At 33.0% G+C, this 18217-nt stretch carries 14 protein-coding genes and 1 riboswitch; of the genes, 13 read left to right on the forward strand and 1 reads right to left on the reverse strand.

The features are described from left to right. Positions 1-59 precede the first annotated feature (59 nt). Entirely contained in the window at positions 60-1649 is a 1590-nt protein-coding gene (locus I6U51_RS18825; RefSeq protein WP_211144109.1) for an ATP-binding cassette domain-containing protein, read from the reverse strand. Between the two features lie 213 nt (positions 1650-1862). Here I6U51_RS18825 and I6U51_RS18830 point away from each other — a divergent pair, with 213 nt between their 5' ends. From I6U51_RS18830 to kamB, 13 genes are all read left to right on the forward strand, one after another. After that, complete coding sequence (locus I6U51_RS18830; protein WP_211144110.1) at positions 1863-4052, forward strand: DNA topoisomerase III; 2190 nt, start codon at positions 1863-1865, stop codon at positions 4050-4052. 385 nt (positions 4053-4437) lie between these two features. Continuing rightward, positions 4438-5808 carry a sensor domain-containing diguanylate cyclase gene (locus I6U51_RS18835; protein ID WP_211144111.1) on the forward strand — a complete coding sequence of 457 codons (1371 nt, stop codon included), beginning with the start codon at positions 4438-4440 and terminating at the stop codon, positions 5806-5808. 369 nt (positions 5809-6177) lie between these two features. Beyond that, on the forward strand, positions 6178-7812 hold the full coding sequence (aspD, locus tag I6U51_RS18840; RefSeq protein WP_211144112.1) for an aspartate 4-decarboxylase: 1635 nt from the start codon (positions 6178-6180) through the stop codon (positions 7810-7812). 36 nt (positions 7813-7848) lie between these two features. Continuing rightward, positions 7849-8031: a hypothetical protein gene (locus tag I6U51_RS18845; protein WP_211144113.1), complete on the forward strand. Its 183-nt coding sequence runs from the start codon at positions 7849-7851 to the stop codon at positions 8029-8031. Positions 8032-8176: 145 nt separating this feature from the next. Continuing rightward, on the forward strand, positions 8177-10132 hold the full coding sequence (locus tag I6U51_RS18850) for a sigma-54-dependent Fis family transcriptional regulator (RefSeq protein ID WP_211144114.1): 1956 nt from the start codon (positions 8177-8179) through the stop codon (positions 10130-10132). 173 nt (positions 10133-10305) lie between these two features. Next, positions 10306-11379, forward strand: a complete 1074-nt coding sequence (locus I6U51_RS18855; protein ID WP_211144115.1) for a 2,3-butanediol dehydrogenase — start codon at positions 10306-10308, stop codon at positions 11377-11379. A 421-nt stretch (positions 11380-11800) separates the two neighbouring features. Next, a riboswitch (Lysine riboswitch) is annotated at positions 11801-11981 on the forward strand. A 128-nt stretch (positions 11982-12109) separates the two neighbouring features. Next, the gene (gene kal / locus I6U51_RS18860) at positions 12110-12493 is read left to right on the forward strand and encodes a 3-aminobutyryl-CoA ammonia lyase (RefSeq protein ID WP_211144116.1); all 384 of its coding nucleotides are present in this window, start codon (positions 12110-12112) and stop codon (positions 12491-12493) included. Positions 12494-12572: 79 nt separating this feature from the next. After that, positions 12573-13394 carry a 3-keto-5-aminohexanoate cleavage enzyme gene (gene kce / locus I6U51_RS18865; protein ID WP_211144117.1) on the forward strand — a complete coding sequence of 274 codons (822 nt, stop codon included), beginning with the start codon at positions 12573-12575 and terminating at the stop codon, positions 13392-13394. Between the two features lie 35 nt (positions 13395-13429). Then, the gene (atoD, locus tag I6U51_RS18870; RefSeq protein ID WP_211144118.1) at positions 13430-14083 is read left to right on the forward strand and encodes an acetate CoA-transferase subunit alpha; all 654 of its coding nucleotides are present in this window, start codon (positions 13430-13432) and stop codon (positions 14081-14083) included. A gap of 1 nt (position 14084) precedes the next feature. Continuing rightward, entirely contained in the window at positions 14085-14750 is a 666-nt protein-coding gene (locus I6U51_RS18875) for a CoA transferase subunit B (RefSeq protein ID WP_211144119.1), read from the forward strand. Between the two features lie 12 nt (positions 14751-14762). Beyond that, complete coding sequence (gene kdd / locus I6U51_RS18880) at positions 14763-15797, forward strand: L-erythro-3,5-diaminohexanoate dehydrogenase (protein WP_211144120.1); 1035 nt, start codon at positions 14763-14765, stop codon at positions 15795-15797. A gap of 31 nt (positions 15798-15828) precedes the next feature. Beyond that, complete coding sequence (gene kamA, locus I6U51_RS18885) at positions 15829-17097, forward strand: lysine 2,3-aminomutase (RefSeq protein WP_211144121.1); 1269 nt, start codon at positions 15829-15831, stop codon at positions 17095-17097. Positions 17098-17185: 88 nt separating this feature from the next. Beyond that, a complete protein-coding gene (gene kamB, locus I6U51_RS18890; protein WP_211144122.1) occupies positions 17186-18217 on the forward strand; it encodes a lysine 5,6-aminomutase reactivase subunit KamB in 1032 nt (343 codons plus the stop codon).

Here is an 18217-nt window from a genome sequence, read left to right on the forward strand (position 1 = left end):
ATTTTACAGAGAGTTTCTCTGCATGTCTACTTTAAGGGGTTAAGTTTTAGTTCATAGTCTTATGAATTTGTGCTTTCTAAATATTCATCATAAGTGACTTTTTTATCAACTAATCCAGATGGTGTAATTTCAATAATTCTATTAGCAATAGTTTGTATAAATTGATGGTCATGAGATGTAAATAAAATGTTGCTGCTGTAATCTCTTAAACCATTATTTAAAGCAGTAATAGATTCAAGGTCAAGATGGTTAGTAGGTTGATCTAGAATTAGAACATTTGCACTACTTAACATCATTTTAGACAGCATACATCTTACTTTTTCTCCACCAGATAATACCTTAGCTTCTTTTAGAGCTTCTTCACCAGAGAATAGCATTCTTCCTAGGAAACCTCTTAAGTAGCTTTCGGATTTTTCTTCAGAGAACTGACGAAGCCAATCAACTAAATTAAGGTCAACATCATTAAAGAATTCAGAGTTATCTTTTGGGAAATATGCTGTTGTAATTGTAACACCCCATCTATATTCTCCACTGTCTGGTTCAAGCTCTCCAGTTAGAATTTTAAATAAGGTTGTATTAGCAATTTCATTATCTCCAACAAAAGCTATTTTATCTTCTTTAGAAACTATGAAGCTGACATTGTTCAGAACTTTTTCTCCATCTATAGTTTTAGTAAGTCCATCTACTCTTAATATGTCATTTCCTACTTCTCTTTCAGGTTTAAAACCTACAAAAGGATATCTCCTTGTAGAAGGTTCAATATCATCTACTGAGATTTTATCTAATAATTTTTTACGAGAAGTAGCTTGTTTAGATTTGGAAGCATTAGCACTAAAACGAGCTATAAATTCCTGTAAGTCTTTAATTTTTTCTTCTTTTTTCTTGTTCTGGTCTTTCATAAGTTGAAGAGCTAATTGGCTAGATTCATACCAAAAGTCATAGTTTCCAACATATAACTTGATTTTCCCAAAATCTACATCGGCCATATGTGTACAAACCTTATTTAAAAAGTGTCTGTCATGGGAAACTACTATAACCGTACCTTCAAAGTTTATTAAAAACTCTTCTAGCCAATTGATAGATTTTAGATCCAAATTGTTGGTTGGCTCGTCTAGGATTAAAACTCCTGGTTTACCGAATAAAGCTTGTGCAATCAATACTTTTACTTTTTCAGAACCGGATAAATCAGCCATATTTTTATAATGAAGATCTGTTGAAATACCAAGACCTTGAAGTAATGAAGAAGCTTCAGCTTCTGCTTCCCAACCGTCTAATTCAGCAAATTCACATTCAAGTTCAGAAGCTTTAATTCCATCTTCATCAGTGAAATCTGGTTTTGCATAAAGAGCTTCTTTTTCCTTTATTATTTCATAAAGTCTAGCATTACCCATAATAACTGTATCTAGCACTTGATATTCATCATATTGGTAATGGTCCTGCTTTAACACTGACATTCTTATACCAGGAGCCATGTTTACTTCTCCTGTATTAGGTTCAATTTCTCCAGATAGAATTTTTAAAAATGTACTTTTTCCCGCACCATTTGCTCCAATGACACCATAGCAGTTACCAGGAGTAAATTTTAAATTTACATCTTCAAAAAGTTTTCTTTCGCCATATCTTAAACTTATATTTGTTACTGTAATCACGTTAATACCTTCCTCTATTTAAATTTTGACACCCATCGCGCTATTATATCATAAATTTACGAAAATTTCACTCGTTAAAAATAAAAAACACATATATTAATTAAAATTTTCCTATTATAAAAACAATATGTTTTAATAATAGGAAAGTTTATGTTAATATTAATAAGGTTACTAAATAGCTGTTATTTATGGCTAATTGAAAGGATTGTTAATATGAATAAAATATTAGTACTAGCAGAAAAGCCATCTGTTGCTAGAGAAATTGCAAGAGTTCTAAAATGCAGTAAAAAAGGAAATGGATATATAGAAGGGGATAAGTATATTGTAACTTGGGCACTTGGACACTTAGTTACATTAGCTGATCCAGAAGCTTATGATGATAAATATAAAAGTTGGAAGTTAGAAGATTTACCGATGCTTCCTAAGCACTTAAAGCTTGTAATTATAAAGCAAAGTGGTAAGCAGTTCAATGCAGTTAAGGAACAATTAAATAGAAAAGATGTAACTGAAATTGTTATTGCTACTGACGCTGGTCGTGAGGGAGAATTAGTAGCAAGATGGATAATTGAAAAAGTAAGAGTAAATAAGCCGATAAAGAGGCTTTGGATATCTTCACAAACAGATAAAGCTATAATTGAAGGCTTCAGAAATTTAAAACCTTCATCACAATATGACAATTTATATAAAGCAGCACAATGTAGGGCTGAGGCTGATTGGGTTGTTGGCCTAAATATCACTAGAGCTTTAACATGTAAGCATAATGCACAACTTACAGCAGGACGCGTACAGTCTGCGACCTTGGCAATGATAGTTAATCGTGAAGAAGAAATAAAGAATTTTAAGCCAAAGGATTATTTTGTAATAAGTGCAAAGGCTAAAGGATTTACTCTTCAATGGAGAGATAAAAATAATAATAATAGCAATGTTTTTGATGAAGAAAAAGCAAATAAGATTCTTTCATCAACTAAAGGTAAGGAATGTAATGTAGTTGATGTTACAGAAAGCTATAAGAAGCAACATGCCCCTGCTCTTTATGACTTAACTGAGCTGCAAAGAGATGCTAATAGAATCTTTGGATATTCGGCTAAACAGACGTTATCTATAATGCAAAGATTATACGAAAATTATAAGATTTTAACTTATCCTAGAACAGACTCAAGATATATTTCTACGGATATAGTAGCGACGCTGCCAGAGCGTTTAAAAGCAATTTCAATAGGTAATTATAGAGCTTGTGCGGCTGAAATATTAAGGGGTAAAATAAATGCCCATAAAGGTTTTGTGGATAACAGTAAGGTAAGTGATCACCATGCAATTATTCCAACAGAGGAAATGGTGAAGTTATCACTATTAAGTAATGAAGAAAAAAATGTTTATGACTTAGTAGTTAAAAGATTTTTAGCTGTTATGCTGCCACCTTTTGAATATTTACAAACTACTATAATTGCAGATATTAATGGAGAAACCTTTGTAGCAAAAGGAAATGTTATAAAATCAAAGGGATGGAAAATGGTATATGACAGATCTAGTGATCTAACTGAAGATGAGGATGAAAAAGAAAGCCAAGAGTTACCTATAATTAAAAAAGGTGACAAACTAAATATAACAGCAGTAGAAAGCAAAAAGCTAAAAACTAAACCACCAGCAAGATTTAATGAAGGTACTTTGTTATCTGCTATGGAAAAACCACAAAAGTATATAACTATAGATAAAATACATGCTAAAACCCTTGGGGAAACTGGAGGAATAGGAACAGTAGCTACAAGAGCTGATATTATAGAAAAGTTATTTAACATGTTCTATATAGAAAAAAACGGTAAAGAAATTATCCCAACATCAAAGGGAAAACAGCTTATAGAATTAGTTCCTGATGAGCTTAAATCTCCATTATTAACAGCAGAATGGGAATTAGAATTAGAGCTTATTAGTAAAGGAAAGAAAGATCCTAGAGCATTCATAGATAGAATGAGAAATTATGCAGCAGAGCTAGTTGAGGATGTTAAGGGAAGCAGCGATAAGTTTAAACATGATAACCTTACTGGTAAAAAATGTCCTGAGTGTGGAAAATATATGCTTGAGGTTAAAGGTAAACAGGGTAGAATGTTAGTATGTCAAGATAGAGAGTGTGGTCACAGAGAAAATTTAGCTAGATTAACTAATGCAAGATGCCCGAACTGTCATAAGAAGCTTGAGCTTAGAGGACAGGGAGAAGGACAAATCTATGTATGTACAACTTGTACCTTCAGAGAAAAAGCTGCCTCTTTTAATAAGAGATTTGATAATAAGGAAGGCAAGAACAGTAAAAGAGATGTAGCAAATTATATGAAGAAGATGAAAAAAGAGAGTGAAGCGCCAATGAATTCAGCATTGGCTGACGCTTTGGCTAAACTAAACTTAAAATAGAAGTAATACCCTATTCAAAATATGAATGGGGTATTACTTCTATTTTTTTAGTCTGTTGATAAACATGTTTTACCAGCATTCCAACCAATTGTTTTATTTAAGATTGTTGGGGTTCTAAAGCAGCTTCGCCAAGAGCTCTGTTTATCACGAATTGATTTGCTTGTAGAAAATAAAAGTATAGAAAAGCATATAGCTTTTTATAATTGCTATATGCTTTTAAAGTTTTTGTGATTAAATTGATATTTTTAAAAGGATTATTAAACTAGCATAATGAATAGTTTACTTTTTACTATAAAATTTAAGATCCTTATGGTAAAATTTAAATATAGAGTTAAATTTTATTGAAGATTTAATGCCTTTGTCAGTAAGTTTAAGGGGTGTTAAAATGTTACATTTTATTTTATATGGTATATCAATAATACTCATATCCTTGTTGATAAATTATTTCAACATAAAAGAAAACAAGAAATTAAAAAAAATAAATGAGGAATTGAAATTACAGAGGACTTATTTTACAGAACTATTTGAAAATTCCCAAGATGCAATTGTTATATTAGATAATAAAAATAGAATAGTAAATGTTAATAAATCCTTCGAAGAACTCTTTCAGTATAAAGATCATGAAGTAAAAGGATTGTTTGTGGATGATATTATTGCAAGTTGTGAAACAAAAGATGCTTTTGAGATATCTGAGACAGTTATGCAAGGGGGGACAGTTACTGCAGAAACCAAAAGGAAAAGAAAAGATGGAGGATTAGTAGATGTAAGTGTACTGGCTTTCCCAGTTATACTTAACATAAATCAAATTGGAATCTATGCAGTATATAAGGATATTAGTGATAGGAAAAGATCAGAGCAGGCATTAGAATTGCAAAAGACTTATTTTAGAAAGCTTTTTGAAAGCTCTCCTGAAGCAATATGTATAATAGATACTGAAGATAGATTTATTGATGTAAACTATGCTTTTGAAAAGCTTTTTGGATATTCTAAAGATGAACTGATAAATCATTATATAAATGATCGTATTGTCCAAGACGGAGCTATGCATGAGGCTACTAACATCTCTGAAGAAGTTATGGGTGGTAATGTAATTGAATATGAGGCAGTGAGGATGAAAAAAGATGGAAGTCTTATAGAGGTTTGTATACTTGGTTATCCAATTATCTTTGAAAATAAGCAGTTAGGTGTATTTGGAATATACAGGGACATCACTGAAAGGAAAAAAATAGAGAGAGAACTAACTTATATGAGCATCCATGATGGGCTTACTGGTTTGTATAACAGAATATACTTTGAAAATCTACTCAACAAATATGATAAAGAAAAACACGATAATATAGGAATTATTGTTTGTGATGTAGATGGACTAAAGCTTGTAAATGATAATTTAGGACATGATTTTGGAGACAAGTTAATTATTCAAGCATCTAAAATAATTAATGCTATTTGTGAAAAAAACAATGGGATTGCAGCAAGAATTGGAGGAGATGAGTTTACAATAATCTTAAATGGCTGCCTGAAGGAGGAGTTGGAGAGAGTAAACAAACTCCTACAGGAAGCTATAAATGAATTTAACTTAGATAATTCAGACCTATATTTAAGTATTTCTACTGGAACAGCATACAGAGGAAAAGAGTTTAAATCAATGGCAGAGCTTTTTAAAAAAGCAGACAACAATATGTACGCTTATAAAGTGTGCAGAAAAGACTATAATACCGAAAATATAATGCGTAGGATTATGAAAAGGGTAATTTGAAATATATGCCTTCTAAAAATGTAAATATCATGAGGACTTATCAGTGAATTTGGTACAAGCAACTATAAGTCCACATCAGAGCATTAGGTATCCTAGTGCTCTTTAGTTTTTTTGTTATAGGAATTAAACTTATTAGGCCTAATGATACACCATTTTTCTAATTTTCTTATTATTAAGTAGTGTAATTTAAGGGTTTAATAATAAAGAATACATATTCAAAAAAATGGAGAATATAAATTCATGGCTTGAAGTTATGTTGATTATTAAAAGAAAAACAGTATGCTAGTTTAAATATCATACTCATTAGTATTTTTAATACGATGGCTATTTATATAGCAGATAACTATTATAAGGAGGAATAGCGCAAATATGGATACTCACAATGTTCAGCGTAAAGAGGTAGAAGCTATTTATGGCAAAATTAGTCCTTTTGAACTTAAAGATAGATTAATTAATTTAGCGGAAGGACAGAAGGAAAAGAGTGCCCATGCATTATTAGATGCGGGAAGAGGTAATCCTAACTGGACTGCGGCAACACCTCGTGAAGCTTTTTTTGCTTTTGGACAATTTGCCGTTGAAGAAACTCGAAGAGTATGGAACAATCATGATTTAGCAGGAATGCCTAAAAAAGAAGGAATATCAGAACGTCTCAGTGTGTATATTAATAAGCATCAAGGAGAGCCTGGAATAGAACTTCTGAAAAGTATAGTTAACTATGGAATAAGTAACAAAGGTTTTGATCCAGATGCTTGGATATACGAATTGGCGGATGCAATTATAGGTGATAACTATCCAGTGCCAGATAGAATGCTAATACATATAGAAAAAGTCGTTCATGACTACCTTGTTCAGGAAATGTGTTATAATAAGCCGCCAGTAGGTAAATTCAATCTATTTGCTGTTGAGGGTGCCACTGCAGCAATGTGTTATATATTTGATTCATTAATTGCTAATGAATTGCTATCTAAAGGTGATAAAATTGCAATAGCAGCACCAATATTTACGCCATATTTAGAGGTTCCTCACTTACCACGGTATAGTTTAGAAGTTGTTGAAATTGTTGCAAAAGAAATGACTGAAGATGGCACACATACGTGGCAATATCCTAAATCAGAGCTGGAGAAGCTTCAGGATACAAGTATTAAGGCTCTTTTTATAGTAAATCCAAGCAATCCACCTTCAGTGGCAATGAAGCCTGAATCAGTAGAACAGCTAAAAGATATAGTTGAAAAGAATAATCCTAACCTGATGATTATATCAGATGACGTATATGGAACATTTGTTAATAATTTTCGTTCTATAGTAGCAGATTTGCCATTTAATTCAATTGGAGTATACTCATTTTCAAAATACTTTGGCGTAACAGGATGGCGTTTGGGAACTATTGCACTCTATGAACATAATGTATTTGATAAATTGTTAAAAGAGCTGCCAGAAGACAAGAAGAAGGAATTGAAGCAACGCTATGGAGATCTTTCTACAAATCCGGAACAAATACCTTTTATTGATAGAATTGTTGCAGATAGCCGTCAGGTAGCTCTTAACCATACAGCAGGCTTATCAACACCTCAGCAAGTACAAATGGCTTTCTTTTCAGTTTTTGCGCTGCTTGATAAAGAAAATAACTATAAAAAGTTAACAATGGATATTTGCCGTCGCCGCCAGATGCTGCTATTCAACAGCTTAGGAATAAGTTTAAGAAAAGATCCTTATGATGCAGCTTATTATACAGAGTTTGACTTGTTGGAATGGGCAAATCATTATTATGGCAATGAATTTGCTGATTACTTACAAAACAATCATAAACCTGTAGATATTCTTTTTCGCTTAGCTGAAGAATCTTCTATAGTATTGCTAAGTGGTGGTGGATTCCATGGTCCAGAATGGTCAATTAGAATATCTCTTGCTAATCTAAATGATGAATCTTATTCGAAAATTGGAGGAGTACTCCATAAAATATTAGAGGAATATGTTTCATCATGGAAGAAGACAAAGGAAGTATAGAGCTCAAAGGCCGAAAATTGACTCACACCCCGGGCTATGTTTCCAAGCTTCAGTCCGTTAAAAACTTTTAGTCAGTCTAAAGCTTGTGTTTTAGACGACCTAAGAACCTTCGAGAAACTCGCTATGTTCAGACAACTCGAAGGTGCTAAGGTTGTCTTAAAATCCTTCACTAAGACTGACACAAAGTTTTTAAATCTACCTTCAGCTTTGGAAACATAGCCCTTTGTGTCAGTCGATTTTCTAGTTTTGAATCCTATACAGGGGTAATACACTAAGCTACTATAGATATAAAGAGATACAATTTTTAGTTTACTCCTTGTCTTAGCAATCTAAAAGCTTTAATATGTAAAATGAGGTGAGGATTTTGGAGAACTATATGAAATTTATATCTAATGCATGGAAAGAATTTATTGATAAGGGTTATATAAGTCATGCGGTAAGACCAGAAATTGCAGAGTCATGGAGAAGGTGTAAGGCATATGGTGTAGATCCGATGAACGGAAAAGGAAATAACACTCGAAATATCTCTGTAGACCTTAAAATTGAACAAAATTCAGAGTTAATAGCAGTAGCCCGTCCTACGATGGAAAGTATCTATAGTATTGTAGCAGGTTCAGGCTTTGCTATAATGCTAGTCGATAAGGATTGCTATGTAATTGACGTAATTGGTGATAGTGATATTATGCAAAATGCAGATAAATTAAATTTTGTAAAGGGCGAACTGTGGACGGAAGAAGCGGTGGGAACTAATGCAATAGGTACAGCGCTTTATTTAGATAAGCCAATACAAACTATTGGGGCAGAACACTTTGGAATAAACCAGCATTCATGGACATGCTCCGCGGCTCCAATTCATAATGAAGAAGGATATATAATAGGATGTATAAATATGTCTGGCAATTACTATAGTGCACACTCTCATACACTAGGAATTGTAACTGCTGCAGCACAGTCTATACAAAAACAATTAGCTTTGACAATTTCAAATAAACTCATGAATATAACCTTTGATTCAATTTGTGAAGGTATGATTGTTTTAGATGAAAAATTAGAAATAAAAAGAATTAATGATAGAGCTTTGGAGATTTTAGGGATTACCCATAAAGAAGCAGTAAAATTAAATATAAGAGATTCACTAAGAAGCGTTAGCTTTAATGAAATAATAAGTAAGGGAGATATATCCTATAATAACGTAGAATGTGATTTTTATATAAATTCTAAAAGAATAAAATGCACAATAAATGCTGTACCTATGAGAGTTAACAGCAAGTCTATAGGTGTAGTTATAACCTTTAGAGAGGTACAACATGTGCACAATTTAGTAAATAAAGTAGTTGGATACAAAGCTACTTATAGGTTTGAAGATATTATTACTCGAAATAATAGAATGAATGATATTATAGAGTTTGCTAAAAAGGCAGCGCAAAGTGATTGTAATATTCTCATTGAGGGAGAGAGCGGAACTGGTAAGGAGCTTATTGCACAATCTATACATAATTTTAGTGATAGGGAAAGAGGTCCTTTTGTTGCAGTAAACTGCGCTTCTATACCTAGAGAGCTAGTAGAAAGCGAATTGTTTGGCTATGAGAGAGGAGCTTTTACTGGGGCTTCTAAGGAAGGTCATCCGGGCAAGTTTGAGCTTGCTGATGGTGGAACAATTTTCTTAGATGAAATTGGAGAACTTCCACTAGACATACAATCTAAACTATTGAGAGTATTGGATAACAATAAGATCACTAGAGTAGGTGGAACTTATGAAAAGCAATTAAATGTAAGAGTTATTGGTGCTACAAATAGAACACTGCAGGAGGAAATAGGCAAGAAAAATTTTAGAGGAGACCTTTATTATAGGCTAAGTGTAATGAATATTAAAATTTTACCTCTAAGAGAAAGAAAAGAAGACATAGAAGTGCTTGTCAGTCACTTTGTAGAAAGATTAAATATTAAAAATAACAGGCAAAGTAAAAAAGTACATAAGTCTTATATAGATAAACTGAAAGAGCATCATTGGACTGGCAACGTAAGAGAACTTAGAAATGTAGTTGAAAGAGACTACTATTTAAGTGACATTGAATTAGTATCAGCAGCTAGTGTTCAAAGCTATGAGGATGATAATACTGTGATTGAATGTCACCAAAATAGAGATAATATTATTCCTATTCAAATATTAGAAAAGGAAAACATTATAAATGCTTTAAAAGGCTGTGGTGGAAGTAAAATTAAGGCTTCAAGATTGTTAAATATGAGCAGATCAACTTTATATAGGAAAATTAAAAGATATAATATTAACAATAAAGAGAATAAAAATGTGTCAAAATGAGAATAAAAAAGTAGGTGTGTCAATATGACACATATAATAATGTGTCATATTGACACTTATTTTGATGAAAAGGCTTGTAAAGAGGCCTTTTTTATTTTGGCACAATATTTGCTCTATATATCTGTGAATTGATTAACATACATAAGTTAAAATATACTTTAGGAGGAATAATCATGAAAGCAGCATTATGGTATGGAAAAAATGATGTAAGAGTTGAAAAAGTTGAGGAACCAAAGGTAGTGAAAGGTTCAGTAAAAATTAAGGTTAAGTGGTGTGGAATTTGTGGCTCAGATTTACATGAGTACTTAGGAGGACCTATATTTATTCCAGTTGGACAGCCGCATCCATTAAGTGGTACTACAGCTCCAGTGGTTTTAGGTCATGAATTTTCCGGTGAAGTAGTAGAAATAGGTGAAGGTGTAACAAAGTTTAACGTTGGTGATAGAGTAGCGGTAGAGCCTATTGTAGCATGTGGTAAATGCCCTGCCTGTAGAGAAGGAAAGTACAATCTTTGTTCTTCATTAGGTTTCCATGGACTTTGCGGAAGTGGCGGCGGACTCGCTGAATATACTGTATTTCCAGAAGAGTTTGTACATAAAATTCCAGATAATATGTCTTACGAGCAAGCTGCATTAATAGAACCAATGGCTGTTGCACTTCATTCAATAAGAATAGCTAATTTTAAAACAGGAGATACTGCAATAGTATTAGGATCAGGTCCAATTGGACTTGCAACTATAGAATGCTTAAAAGCGGCTGGCGCAAAGCTTGTAATAGTTTTACAAAGAAAATCCATAAGGCAGGAATATGCAAAGAGAGCTGGTGCAGATGTAGTATTAGACCCAAATGAAGTTGATATAGTGGAGGAAGTTAAAAACCTTACAGATGGAGTAGGTGTAGATGCTGCATTTGAAACCACTGGTGCTAAGATAGGATTTGATACAGGACTTAACAGCTTGAAATTTGAAGGAACTATGGTAGTAACAAGTATTTGGGAAAATGAGACAAGCTTTAACCCTAATATTTTAGTATTCTCAGAAAAGAAAATTGTTGGGACATTGGCATATAGACATGAGTTTCCTGCAACAATTGCACAAATGAGTGATGGAAGAATAAAAGCAGAAGGATATATAACAAAGAAAATAGACCTTGATGATATAGTTGAAGAAGGATTTGGTTCTTTAACTGGCCCAGAAAAGAAAAAGCATGTTAAAATACTTGTAACTCCAGATAAATCACTTTTATAGTTATAAATGTAGATGCAACACTATTTGCTAAAACTTGTAAAAATGAAATAAACAAAATAAGAAAATAGCTATAAAAACACTAGGTAACTTACCTAGTGTTTTTTATTGCAAATACTAGCTTTTTAAACAAAATTAGTAAAATATAAATGATATGATTACAAAACAGAACCTTAAATATATTTGAAGGAAGAGAGTACATTTAAGGTTCGTTATTTTCTTAATTAGTATTAAAACTAATTTAAAAAAATAAAAATATTTATTTAAAATTTAGTTATATTTTACAATAAACTATTATAAATATTAAGTATAGCTAAATAAATAATTAACAGCTTTGACAGATAAGTGATGCTTAAAAATGAACATAGGAATAAATAAAAGTACAATAAGAAAAACAAATCAATTTGACAAAAAAATAGGTTAGTACATAAATAGAGGTGCAAGTAAAAAGGTAGCTTTTAAGTGCTAAGGAGAATACATCCTCCGATATTAAAAGCAAAGGGTTTATTTGCCGAAAGGGTATATTTGATATTAGGTATATCCTTGGGGGTAGAGCATAATGGTTCTATCACTGCCGTGAATAATCATGGAGCGCTATTTATGTGATGAGAAGAAAATTTTCATTGCATGAGTGGCGTAAATAACTTATAACTCTAAAGCATTGAAATTTTTCAATGCTTTTTTAAGTTTATTTATGTCCAAAAAAATATCACAGTATAAGGGAGGAAGAATAATGAAGGTAATGATTAGAATGAGAATGAGTATGCATGATGCTCACTATGGCGGAAACTTAGTAGATGGAGCAAAAATGTTAAACCTTTTTGGGGATGTAGCTACAGAACTCTTAATTAGAAATGATGGAGATGAAGGATTATTCAGAGCGTATGATAGCGTAGAGTTTCTAGCTCCTGTATATGCTGGGGATTACATTGAAGCAGTAGGAGAAATTGTAAGCTGTGGAAACTCTTCAAGAAAAATGGTATTTGAAGCAAGAAAAGTAATTATTCCAAGGCCAGATATCAATGATTCAGCTTGCGACGTATTAGAAGAACCTATTGTAGTATGTAAAGCAAGTGGCACTTGTGTTGTGCCAAATAACAAGCAAAGAAAAGAATAAGTACCACAATAAAAGTCCGAATATTTTTTATAACGTAATTTTTAAGTCGAATATTAAGAGGAAATGGAGAGGTTGTTTCATGGATAAGTTGATTATTACAACAGCAATTTGTGGTGCTGAAGTCACAAAAAAGCATAATCCTAGCGTTCCTTATACAATAGAGGAGATTGGAAGAGAGGCAGAAGCGGCTTATAAAGCAGGTGCAAGTATTATACACCTACATGTAAGAAATGATGATGGAACTTCTACTCAAGATAAGGAAAGATTTAGATTATGCATGGAAGAAATTAAGAGAAGGTGCCCAGATGTAATTATTCAGCCATCTACTGGAGGTGCGGTAGGAATGACTAATGAGGAAAGACTCCAGCCCATATATCTTAAACCAGAAATGGCTACTCTAGATTGTGGAACTTGTAACTTTGGTGGAGATGAAGTATTTGTTAACACTGAAAATACAATAAAAGAGTTTGGGGAAAAAATGATTGATTTAGATATAAAGCCAGAGCTTGAGGTCTTTGACAAAGGCATGATAGATATGGCAATAAGACTTCAGAAAAAGGGATATATAAAAACTCCAATGCATTTTAACTTTGTAATGGGTGTAAATGGAGGAATAGATGCTGCTATAAGAGACTTTGAATTTCTAAGAGGAAGTATACCGCAAGGAAGCACCTTTACTGTGTCGGGGATAGGTAGGAATGAGTTCCCAGTTGCTGTTATGGGCATCATTTCTGGAGGACACGTTAGAGTTGGTTTTGAAGATAATGTTTATTTATCAAAAGGTATACTTGCTAAGTCAAATGGTGAATTAGTTGAAAAGGTAGTGAGGCTGGCAAAGGAGCTTGGAAGAGACATTGCTAGTGCGAAGGAAGCAAGAGAAATTTTAGGTATTAGTAAATAGTTTGGCAAATAATTTAAGATCAAGGGAGGGACAAAATGAATAAGATTGTTAAGCCAGAGGATTTAAAGCCTCTCTTTAAGGAAGGTATGTCTATTATGATTGGTGGTTTTTTAGGCTGTGGAACTCCGCATAAGATTATAGATCTTCTAATACAACTCAATATAAAGAATTTGACCATAATTGCAAATGATACCAGTTATGTAGATAAGGGAATAGGAAGACTTATTGTGAACAAGCAAGTTAAGAAGGTTATAGCATCTCATATAGGAACAAATTCTGAAACTGGCAGGCTTATGAATTTAGGAGAAATGGAAGTAGAACTTGTACCACAAGGCACACTAATTGAAAGAATCAGAGCTGGAGGATCAGGACTTGGAGGAGTTTTAACACCTACAGGTGTAGGCACAACCATTGAAGAGGGTAAACAAAAGATAAGAATTCAAGATAAAGATTATCTTTTAGAATTACCACTAAAAGCGGATTTATCAATTATTAGAGGCACTATAGTAGATGAATCTGGAAACACATTCTATAGAGGAACTACTAGAAACTTTAACCCTATAATTGCTATGGCTGGAGAAAAAGTAATAGTTGAAGCAGAAAAAATTGTTAAGACAGGGCAATTAGACCCTGATTATGTTACAACTCCAGGGGTGTTAGTAGATTATATTATAGAGGGGATTGAGTAGTATGATTGCAGATGGAAAGCTTGCAAAACAAATTATAGCTAAAAGAATTGCACAAGAATTACAGGATGGACAGCTCGTAAATTTAGGAATAGGACTTCCGACCTTAGTTGCAAACTATGTGCCAGAAGGAATTAATGTTACATTCCAATCAGAAAATGGCATGGTTGGAATGGGACCTTTAAAGAAAGAAGGAGAAGAAGATTTAGATATAACTAATGCAGGGGGACAATATGTATCAATACTTCCTCATGGAGCTTTCTTTGACAGCAGTATGTCTTTCGCGCTAATAAGAGGAGGTCATGTTGATATTACTGTGCTTGGTGCTTTAGAGGTAGATCAAGAGGGAAACTTAGCTAACTGGATAATACCGGGCAAGATGGTTCCAGGAATGGGAGGAGCTATGGACCTTGTTGTAGGTGCAAAAAAAGTAATAGTGGCTATGCTGCATACTGGGAAAGGTAAGCCTAAAATACTTAAAAAATGTAGTTTACCTTTAACGGCGAAAGGAGTTGTAGACCTTATAGTTACAGAACTATGCGTTATAGAAGTAACAAAAGAAGGGCTTGTACTTAAAGAAATTCATAAAGATACAAGCGTTGAAGAAATTAGAGCTATGACAGAGGCTGATTTAATTATAGATGAAAACTTGAAAGTTATGAATGTATAGGAGGAAGTCATTATGAAAAAAGGATGTAAATACGGTACACATAGAGTAATAGAACCAAAGGGAGTTTTAACACAAGCGGCATATAAAGTTGATAATGATATGGAAATTTACAGTAATGAGATATTAATTGATGTTCAGGCATTAAATATAGATTCAGCTAGTTTTACTCAAATAGAACAGGAAGCAAAGGGAGATATAGAAAAAATAAAAGCTAGAATTCTTGAAATAGTCAATGAAAGAGGGAAAATGCAAAATCCAGTAACCGGATCCGGTGGAATGTTAATAGGAACTGTAACTAAAATAGGTGAAGACTTAGCTAGTATAGATTTAAAAGTTGGAGATAAGATAGCTTCCCTTGTATCACTTTCTCTAACTCCATTAAAAATTGAAGAAATAATAGATATAAAACCTGAAATAGATAGAGTTGAGGTTAAGGCAAAAGCAATATTATTTGAAAGTGCTATATACGCAAAACTTCCAAAGGACATGTCAGAAACATTGGCATTAGCAGCATTGGATGTAGCAGGTGCTCCAGCTCAGACAGCCAAGCTTGTAAAACCAGGACAAAGTGTTTTAATTTTAGGTGCAAATGGCAAGTCAGGATTACTTTGCTGTTATGAAGCTATGAAAAGAGTGGGACCAACTGGAAGAGTAATAGCAATGGTAAGAAAGGAAGCTCAAGCTAAGAAAGTATTAGAGCTTGGGTTATGTCATAAGGCTATAATTAGTGATGCTCAAAAACCTGTAGATGTATTAAATAAGACATTAGAAGCTAACGATGGAAAAGAAGTTGACATTTCAATTAGCTGTGTAAATGTGGCTAATACTGAAATGGCTTGCATACTTCCAGTTAAAGATAATGGTACAGTATACTTCTTCTCAATGGCAACAAGCTTTACAAAGGCTGCATTAGGTGCTGAAGGTGTAGGTAAAGACGTCACTATGATAATAGGTAATGGATATACTAAAGACCATGCTGAAATAACGCTTGCTGAATTAAGAGAAAGTGAAATATTAAGAAAATTATTTGAAGAACTGTATGTTTAATATTGATGCCAAATTCATAGGGGGGCTATATATGGGAATAAATAAAAGACATGAACTCTTTAAAGATGTTACAGATGAACAATGGAATGATTGGAAGTGGCAAGTAAGAAATAGAATAGAAACTGTAGACGAGTTGAAAAAATATATACCCTTAACGAAAGAAGAGGAAGAAGGAGTAAAGCAGTGCCTTAAATCTTTAAGAATGGCAATAACTCCATATTATTTATCGCTAATTGATATCAATGATCCCAATGATGTTATAAGAAAGCAGGCTATAACAACAGCAGCAGAATTAATTAAATCTGACGCAGATTTAACGGATCCCCTTCATGAAGATGGAGATTCACCAGTACCAGGGTTAACTCATAGATATCCGGATAGAGCATTGCTTTTAGTAACAGATCAATGCTCAATGTACTGCAGGCACTGTACTAGAAGAAGATTTGCTGGTCAAAGCGATACAGCCTTACCAGTAACTCAAATTGACAATGCAATAGATTATATAGCAAAGACTCCTGTTATTAGAGATGTGCTTATATCAGGTGGAGACCCTCTTCTTCTTTCTGATGAAAGGCTTGAATACATTATCCAAAGATTAAGAAAAATACCCCATGTTGAAATAGTGAGATTAGGCTCAAGAACTCCTGTTGTAATGCCTCAAAGAATCACGGAAAATTTAGTAAATATGCTTAAGAAATATCATCCAATATGGCTTAATACTCATTTTAATCATCCTAATGAAATCACTGAGGACTCTAGAAGAGCTTGCGAACTTTTAGCTAATGCTGGTATACCACTTGGAAATCAATCAGTTCTTCTTAGAGGAGTTAACGATTGTGTAAATGTAATGAAGAAACTTGTACATGAATTAGTCAAAATAAGAGTTAGGCCGTACTATATATATCAATGTGATCTCTCCGTTGGACTTGAACACTTTAGAACAACTGTATCAAAAGGAATTGAAATTATAGAAGGACTAAGAGGACATACATCAGGTTTCTGTGTTCCAACCTTTGTAGTTGATGCCCCTGGTGGTGGAGGAAAGATTCCTGTAATGCCAAACTATGTAGTTTCTCAAGGATATAACAAAGTTATTCTTAGAAACTTTGAAGGAGTTATAACAACTTATGAAGAGCCTTCAGGCTATGTTCCAGGTTGTCATTGTGAGGAATGCCGCGGAGAAAAGAAAGAAAAGAGAGTTGGAATTGCTGGACTATTGAATCATCAACAAATGGCTCTTGAGCCAGAAGGCTTAGAGAGAAAACAAAGAGAAAAGCATAAGAAGGAAAATTTAATTTAGTGTATGAATACACAGGAATAGATATTTATTAGATGATTATTCGGTGTAATAATATACTTTTAGCATAGCCCATGAGGTATAAGTAAATATGAGAAAAATAAATATATTAGAAAGAATAAAAGGGTATAAAACAATATCAATAATAGGTATGGATAAAAATGTAGGTAAAACCACAGTGTTGAACTATATTTTAAATGAGGCCAGGGGAAAAATGTCCCTTGGTCTTACCTCCATAGGTAGAGATGGAGAAGATAGTGATAGAGTTACCTATACAGAGAAACCAAAAATTTATATAGAAAAGGGGACCTATGTAGCTACTTCTAAGCAGAGTTTGTTTAATAGTGACATTACTAAGGAAATTATAAAAACCACCGGAATTAACACTCCTATGGGAGAAGTTATTATAACTAGAGCTTTAAGTGATGGATACGTGGAATTAGGTGGGCCTTCAATAAATTCTGCTATGAAAAATATATGTCATAATCTTTTAGAATGTGGCAGTGAATTAGTTATAGTAGATGGAGCTCTTAGCAGAAAGACATTAGCTTCACCAGTAGTAACTGAAGCTGCAATATTATCCACTGGAGCATCACTTGGAAAGAGTATTAATAAGGTAGTAGATAGTACTAGTTATATAGTCAAATTATTATCATTGGAAAGAGAGAATGACAAGAAAATTTTAGAACTATGTAGAGAGATAATAAAGAGTTCAAAAATTGGATTTATATATAAAGATAAGACTATAAAGTGTTTAGATATATTGACTTCATTAGAAGCTTCTAGAGAAATATGTGAGAATTTAAAAGAAGAAGTTAGTCATGTAGTTATAAAAGGTATAGCATCAGATAGACTTTTGGGAGATATTATGAAATCTACAGAAAAATATAAGGGAATCACATTCTTAATAGAAGATGGAACTAAATGTTTTGCAGAAAGAGAAACCTTTTATAAGTTTCAAAAGCAGGGAGGAATAATAAAGGTACTTAATAAGATAAGTTTAGTATGTATTACATGTAATCCTAAATCACCTTATGGATACGAATTTGATAGACATAAGTTTTTAGATGAACTTAGAAAAAATATTAGCCTGCCAGTTTTCGATGTAGTTGGAGGTGATTAG

The sequence above is a fragment of the Clostridium aciditolerans genome, from assembly GCF_016316925.1.
Lineage (GTDB): Bacteria > Bacillota > Clostridia > Clostridiales > Clostridiaceae > Clostridium_AM > Clostridium_AM aciditolerans.

Coding starts and splice junctions, on each gene's coding strand:
- I6U51_RS18855 (WP_211144115.1), top strand. CDS start 10,306: ATGAAAGCAGCATTATGGTATGGAAAAAATGATGTAAGAGTTGAAAAA.
- I6U51_RS18845 (WP_211144113.1), top strand. CDS start 7,849: ATGTTTCCAAGCTTCAGTCCGTTAAAAACTTTTAGTCAGTCTAAAGCT.
- kdd (WP_211144120.1), top strand. CDS start 14,763: ATGAAAAAAGGATGTAAATACGGTACACATAGAGTAATAGAACCAAAG.
- atoD (WP_211144118.1), top strand. CDS start 13,430: ATGAATAAGATTGTTAAGCCAGAGGATTTAAAGCCTCTCTTTAAGGAA.
- kamB (WP_211144122.1), top strand. CDS start 17,186: ATGAGAAAAATAAATATATTAGAAAGAATAAAAGGGTATAAAACAATA.
- kamA (WP_211144121.1), top strand. CDS start 15,829: ATGGGAATAAATAAAAGACATGAACTCTTTAAAGATGTTACAGATGAA.
- kce (WP_211144117.1), top strand. CDS start 12,573: ATGGATAAGTTGATTATTACAACAGCAATTTGTGGTGCTGAAGTCACA.
- aspD (WP_211144112.1), top strand. CDS start 6,178: ATGGATACTCACAATGTTCAGCGTAAAGAGGTAGAAGCTATTTATGGC.
- I6U51_RS18875 (WP_211144119.1), top strand. CDS start 14,085: ATGATTGCAGATGGAAAGCTTGCAAAACAAATTATAGCTAAAAGAATT.
- I6U51_RS18830 (WP_211144110.1), top strand. CDS start 1,863: ATGAATAAAATATTAGTACTAGCAGAAAAGCCATCTGTTGCTAGAGAA.
- kal (WP_211144116.1), top strand. CDS start 12,110: ATGAAGGTAATGATTAGAATGAGAATGAGTATGCATGATGCTCACTAT.
- I6U51_RS18835 (WP_211144111.1), top strand. CDS start 4,438: ATGTTACATTTTATTTTATATGGTATATCAATAATACTCATATCCTTG.